At 66.1% G+C, this 5,635-nt stretch carries 5 protein-coding genes and 1 pseudogene; 1 reads left to right on the plus strand and 5 read right to left on the minus strand.

Annotated elements, in window-relative coordinates; genetic code table 11:
* Nucleotides 1–67 precede the first annotated feature (67 nt).
* Entirely contained in the window at nucleotides 68–457 is a 390-nt protein-coding gene (locus tag PUR56_RS01700; protein ID WP_329947552.1) for a hypothetical protein, read from the plus strand.
* A gap of 322 nt (nucleotides 458–779) precedes the next feature.
* Here the strand turns inward: PUR56_RS01700 and PUR56_RS01705 are convergent, their stop codons facing one another.
* The 5 genes and pseudogenes from PUR56_RS01705 to PUR56_RS01720 form a co-directional block, all read right to left on the minus strand.
* Nucleotides 780–2,393 (minus strand): peptide chain release factor 3, encoded by a 1,614-nt coding sequence (locus PUR56_RS01705; protein WP_329947553.1) that lies wholly within the window; start codon nucleotides 2,391–2,393, stop codon nucleotides 780–782.
* Between the two features lie 66 nt (nucleotides 2,394–2,459).
* On the minus strand, nucleotides 2,460–2,636 hold the full coding sequence (locus tag PUR56_RS01710) for a hypothetical protein (protein WP_329947554.1): 177 nt from the start codon (nucleotides 2,634–2,636) through the stop codon (nucleotides 2,460–2,462).
* Nucleotides 2,637–2,929: 293 nt separating this feature from the next.
* Nucleotides 2,930–3,436, minus strand: a pseudogene (locus tag PUR56_RS43220) (hypothetical protein); the annotation flags it as partial.
* Between the two features lie 317 nt (nucleotides 3,437–3,753).
* Complete coding sequence (locus PUR56_RS01715; RefSeq protein ID WP_329947555.1) at nucleotides 3,754–4,728, minus strand: hypothetical protein; 975 nt, start codon at nucleotides 4,726–4,728, stop codon at nucleotides 3,754–3,756.
* Between the two features lie 79 nt (nucleotides 4,729–4,807).
* A complete protein-coding gene (locus PUR56_RS01720; RefSeq protein WP_329878480.1) occupies nucleotides 4,808–5,161 on the minus strand; it encodes a hypothetical protein in 354 nt (117 codons plus the stop codon).
* Nucleotides 5,162–5,635 lie beyond the last annotated feature (474 nt).

Below are 5,635 nucleotides of genomic sequence, written 5' to 3' on the forward strand. Positions count from 1 at the left end.
GGATACCGTGTTCCTCTACGGGGTGCCATAACGGATGTGACGCCCCCCACCGGAGGTAAGTCAGCGTATGAGTTCAAAGCGCAGCAAGAATCCAGCCCTGCCCGTACTCGACGACGCATTCCGACTCGCGTCGGTCAAGGAGGCCGAGGAGTCCACCCGGGACTTGGCCGCGCGGCTGGCCACCACAGAGCTGCGCCGCGTTTCCCACCCGGGCCGGGTCACCTGGGAGCCCACCGATCAGGCCGAGCCCGTACCGGTCCCGCCGACTGTGGTCGACGGTGACGGGGACCTGTGGCTGCGGGACCGGGGCACCGGCACCTGGACCATGCCCGAGTTCAACCCGAAGGATTTCCCGGCCCGCTGTGGCGAGGTTCTGACGTGGAACGAGCTTGCCTGCGAGTACGGCCCGCTGACCGCGTTGGCCGACGACCGCCGCATCGGCGGCGGCCGGCGCTGACCGCGCAGCCCTCCGGGACGACCGCACCCCTGAAGCGCCCGTTGCGGTTAGCCGGGAGCTCCAGCTCACCGCCGAGCCCGACGATGGCGGCGAGCAGGTGAGCGTGGTGGTTGGCGTGCGACGGACTTGAGCAGCGCGGTGCGGGCCTGGCGCCACCCGACGTCCTCGGTCCGGCCGGCGGCGGTGGCTCAGCCGGGTAGCGGTCGGCCTTCGGTTGCCGTGGTGAGCGCGCGGCCCGATCGACTGCTGCCGGTCGGCCGACTGCCCGAGCAGGCCGCGCAGCAGCTTGTCGACGGCGGCCGCCGGGCCGAGAGGTCGGCGATCAGTCCGCCGTGGCGATCAGCGGCTGGAGCAGGATGTCGGGTTGGGCGCGCTGGAAGGCGTTCAGCTGCCATTTGTCGGCGAACAAGGCCAGCAGCACGTCATCCGAGCGGCGGGTGAGCACCTCGCCGCTGATCAGGCGGGCTTTGGCCAGGGCAGCGGCGCCGTCGGCGTCAGTGATCCGGGCCAAGCGGTAGGAGAGCTGGTCGAGGGCGATTGGGGAGGAGAACTCGTGCTCCATCCGGTGCAGGATCACATCGAACTGCATCGGGCCGACCGCAGCCATGACCGGCGCCTGGTCGCCACGCCGGTCGGAGACCAGCACCTGGATCACGCCTTCCTCGTCGAGTTGGGCGACGCCCTTGCGGAACTGCTTGGACCGGCTGATGTCCTTGGGCCGTGCCACCGCGAAGTACTCGGGGGCGAAGGCGGGCAGCGGGGGAAACTCGGTCTTCTTGCCGGTGAAGAGGGTGTCGCCGACCCGCAGCGCGCTCGCGTTGATCAGGCCGACCACATCGCCAGGGTACGCGGTGTCGACCACGGTGCGCTCGGCTCCGAAGACGGTGTGCGCGTACTTGGTTGCGAACGAGCGGCCGCTGGCCGCCCGGGTGACGTGCATGCCGCGCTCGAAGACGCCGGAGCAGACTCGGACGAAGGCGATCCGGTCGCGATGGGCCGGGTCCATGTTCGCCTGGATCTTGAACACCAGGCCGGAGAACTCCTCGCCGACCTCGCGGCTGCCGCCCTTGGCCAGCCGGCGGGGCCCGGGAGCCGGAGCGAGGTCGACCACGGCGTCCAGCAGGAGCTTCACACCTATGTTGGTCAGCGCGGCGCCGAAGAAGACCGGGCTGATCTTGCCGGCCTCGAAGGCCTCCTGGTCGTAGCCGGGGCCGGACGAGAGCACCAGCTCCAGCTCCTCCAGCGCGGTCGTCCAGGCTTCGCCCTCCTGCTCGGCGGCCTTCTCGGAGGTGAGCTGCTCCTCGAGGGCGGCGTGCGTGCCGGCTGGCACCTTGGTGTAGCGCAGCATCTGCTCGGTGTTCCCCGCTTCGACCAGGCCGCGCAGGTTGCCCGCGCTGCCCACCGGCCAGACGACCGGGACGGGGGTGATCCCGAGGTGCGTCTCGATGTCCTCGAGCAGGGTGAGTGCATCCTGGCCGCGCCGGTCCCACTTGTTGATGAAGGTGATCACGGGGACGCCGCGATGGCGGCAGACCGCGAAAAGCTTGCGGGTCTGCTCCTCCAGGCCCTTGGCCGCGTCGACCAGCATGATCGCGCAGTCGACGGCGGCCAGCACCCGGTAGGTGTCCTCGGAGAAGTCGGCGTGGCCGGGGGTGTCGATCAGGTTCATCACGTGGCCGCGATAGCCGAACTGCAATGCGGCCGAGGTCACCGAGATACCGCGCTCGCGTTCCAGTTCCATCCAGTCGCTGGTCACGCCGCGTCGATCACCCTTGGCGTGCACCGCACCGGCAGAAGTGATCGCCCGCGCGTGCAGCGCCAGCGCCTCGGTGAGCGTGGACTTGCCCGCGTCCGGATGGCTGATCACAGCGAAGGTCCGTCGGCGGCCGGCCTCATGAAGGACCTGCGGGACGGGGATCGACTGTACGGTGCTCACGTGTTTCCTCGGGTACGCATCGGCAGCAGGCCGGGTGACGCCTCTCCGTACCTGGTGAGCCGGGGATCAGGTCCGCAGGCCCAGAAAGCGATAATAGGCTGTCGGGCGGCGTGGCCCCGAATTCCCGTTCCTGGGGGAGAGGCTGATCCAGGCGCGGCTGGCCTCGGTCCTGGGCCGGCCGAAGGCCAGGCCGTTGTTGTTGACGGCGGCGAGCGTCCAGCGGACGAAGAGCCGGCGGTCCATGAGGTGGACGTCCGACCAGTGCAGGGCGAGGACCTCGCCGCTGCGCTGGCCAGTACCAAGGATGACCTCGAACAGGTCGGTGAGCCGGCCGGCGTACTGCTCGGCGTTGTGCCGCAGGAAGCTCGCGGCCCCTTCCGGAGTCCAGCAGGCACGCTCGGCGGCGCGGGGCTTTGGTGGGACGGAGTGCTTGACCGGGGTAGCGCAGCCGCCGGGAGGAGACGGCGTCGTTCAGCGCGTTGCGCAGCGTGGACGCGGCCGCGCCCGGCCTCCAGCTGGGCGGCGATCCACTCGTCAACGTGATGGGGACGAAGGTCGAGCAGCCGGATGTGGCCGAACGCCGGGATCAGGTCGTGCTTGACCCACGCCACGTAGCCGGCGTAGGTGCTCGGCGACAGGTGCGCCCGCCACGTGACCAGCCACTTGCGCGGGTAGCTCGCCACCTTGGTTCGGCGGTTCTCGTACACCCTGCGCAGCTCACCGTCCAACACCGCCCGCATCTCCCGCAACGCCTCCGCATGGCTGGCGAAACCGCCCCGGCGGCGGACCCGACGCCGGCCGTCCTCCTTCACCAGATCCATCGCATACGTCCACGCCCTGTGCCTCGAATCCCGGGCCAGCAGGGGGCACCACGGACCCAGCTGCTTCCGGTTACCGTCCGAACAACCACACCGCCGGTACACCCGGCCACGCTGCGCACGCTGTCCCACGAGCTTCTCCTTCTTGCACTCGGTGAGCTTGAGTCCAAGGTCGCTGCCCGGCCCGGTGAGTCGGCAGAGCGCGCGGGAAGGGACGCGAGGCATGTCAGTGCGTTGGCCGCAGGTCAAGTAGGTCAAACTGGTTCATATCGGGTCATTTCCAAGACTTTTCTGGCGCCTGCTGCTTGCCGTGGAGTGACTCGGGCAGCCTCGGAGCGGCCTTTCGGCGGCCATCTCGAGGCGATGGCAGTTACGGTGTGTTACCAGTGGCGGGTGATCTGGCTGTCGCGTTGGAGTTTCTCGAGGTGATGAGTGAGGGCTCGGCCGGCTTCCAGGACCCGGAGCGCGTCGTGGTGGAAGTAGTGTGCCTGGTGGGCGTGGGGGCGCCCGTACTGGCAGTCATGCTTCGTGGGATCTAGCCTTCAGTATTTGCGGAAGTAGATGAGTTGGCCAGCTTCCCCGCCGGCCGCACCCTCGGAGGGGATGAAAAGGCTGACAAGAAGAGCATCGGCGCCAGCGGGGGTCTTGACCTTGGTGATGCTCGGGTTGGCGAAGGCGACACTTCCGGCGTGTGTATGGATATCGGTCCTGTCTGCATTGCCGGTCGTGTAGTCGTATACGAATGTCCTCCAGGATTCGAATCTGTTGTTCTCGTACTGCCCCTCGATCAAACCGAACGGAAACCCCTTGAAACTTGTATAATCCCGGTCGCCGATGTTTCCTTGAACGCCCCAGTGCAGGAGGGAATTGTCGAAGGTCGACTGGGTCGACGCTGACCAGGAGGTGAAATTGGTAAGCTTTGCGCGCATTTGTCGGTCGACTTTGCAGTTCGCATAGTAGTGCCCCCCGATGTCGATGACCGAGTGGTCGATATCAGGGTTCAGGGTTACTGAGTAGATGTTTGGGGTTCCTTCGGCGCAGGGCGAAAGGGAGCGTGGAGCGTCGAACTGGCGAGAGGCCGAAGCCGTAAGGAGATTTGTTCGATTGGTGTAGTAGTGCACGGCAATGTGATTGCTTGGATCCTGCTCCCAGGCGACCAGATAGCCGCCGTTGGCGACCTCGCTGATCGTCGGTTGCGAACTGCCGGCGCCGAAGTCCTGAGTGAACGTCCAGTTGAGGAGGTCGGTAGAGGTCGCGATTGCCGCGTGGAAGCGCCCGTCGGCTCGCATGGTGTGGTAGACGGCCAGGTAGCCGCCGGTCCCGTCTTGGATGATCTTTGCGGCATCCATGCTCCTCCCGGCGCTGTCCGTCGCCTGGTAGCGATAGCCGTCGGCTTGGACAACGTTCTCGACGAGGGCGCGCAGCTCGGCACGTGGCACGTCCGATGGCGGTGTGGCTTGCGCGAGCGGAGTTGAAGCCAATGTGAGAAATGGAGTAAGAAGAGCGACGATTTTCATGGATTGAACGTCCGCCTCATCTGTATCGGCTGAGGCCGCGCCGCTGGATCGCGACGCGGCCTCAATATGGCTACGAGCCTCAGGCGACGTAGCCGGTCTGAGTGATAACACCGTACGACGTGTTGATCAGCTGGAGCCTGCAGCCCTTGCCGGAGCCCACGCCGAAGAAGTAGGAGCTGCCCGAGCCGGCGGCGGCATTGAAGAAGCCGAGATCGTAGTAGTACGTGCTGTCGCGGCACTCAAGCTTGAAGCGGACGGTCCTCGTGGAGCTCGAGGAGTAGTAGGCGTCGTAGCCGTTGTTGATGCTGGTGATCACGAGGCCGCCACCGTTGGTACTGGTTTCCGCACTCGCGCTGGTGGCCATGGCCGTCATGCCGCCGGCGAGTGTGGCCGTAGCTACGGCTACGGCCGCAATTCGCTTTGCAAGCTTCACGTGATTTACCCTCCAAATCCTGACCCCGATGGTCAGTATGCTGAGGAGAATCTACTTCGTCCACGTCGACACGGGTGAACCTTTTTCTGCAAACATGAACATTCGGCCATTACTTTACGTGCCCCTGTCGGATATGCCGCTACAGGCTGCGAGCGCAATGGTGGGCTTATCATCTCTTTGGGCACATGTCCGGTGACCAGCCGGCCTGCGGCGCTCAAGGCTTCCCGTCACTTTTGGCTGAATGCCGATCGCGGTGGTCCGACCCCGACAGCGCGTCAGGTCCACCGACCGGCAGGGGCCACATCACTGAAGTTCCACCCCGCGGTTGGACACCTGAGTGGACGTTAAGTCCGCTTTCTCTCGGTTCATGATCGCTCGTTCGTGTGAACGTCGGCCGTACTGGCGTGCCAGTCGGGGTTCGGGTGATGTTCTGCGGCGCATGGACAGACGGGCGTATCCGAGCGACTTATCGGA

It is taken from the genome of Streptomyces sp. BE303 (assembly GCF_036290945.1).
Classification (GTDB): domain Bacteria; phylum Actinomycetota; class Actinomycetes; order Streptomycetales; family Streptomycetaceae; genus Kitasatospora.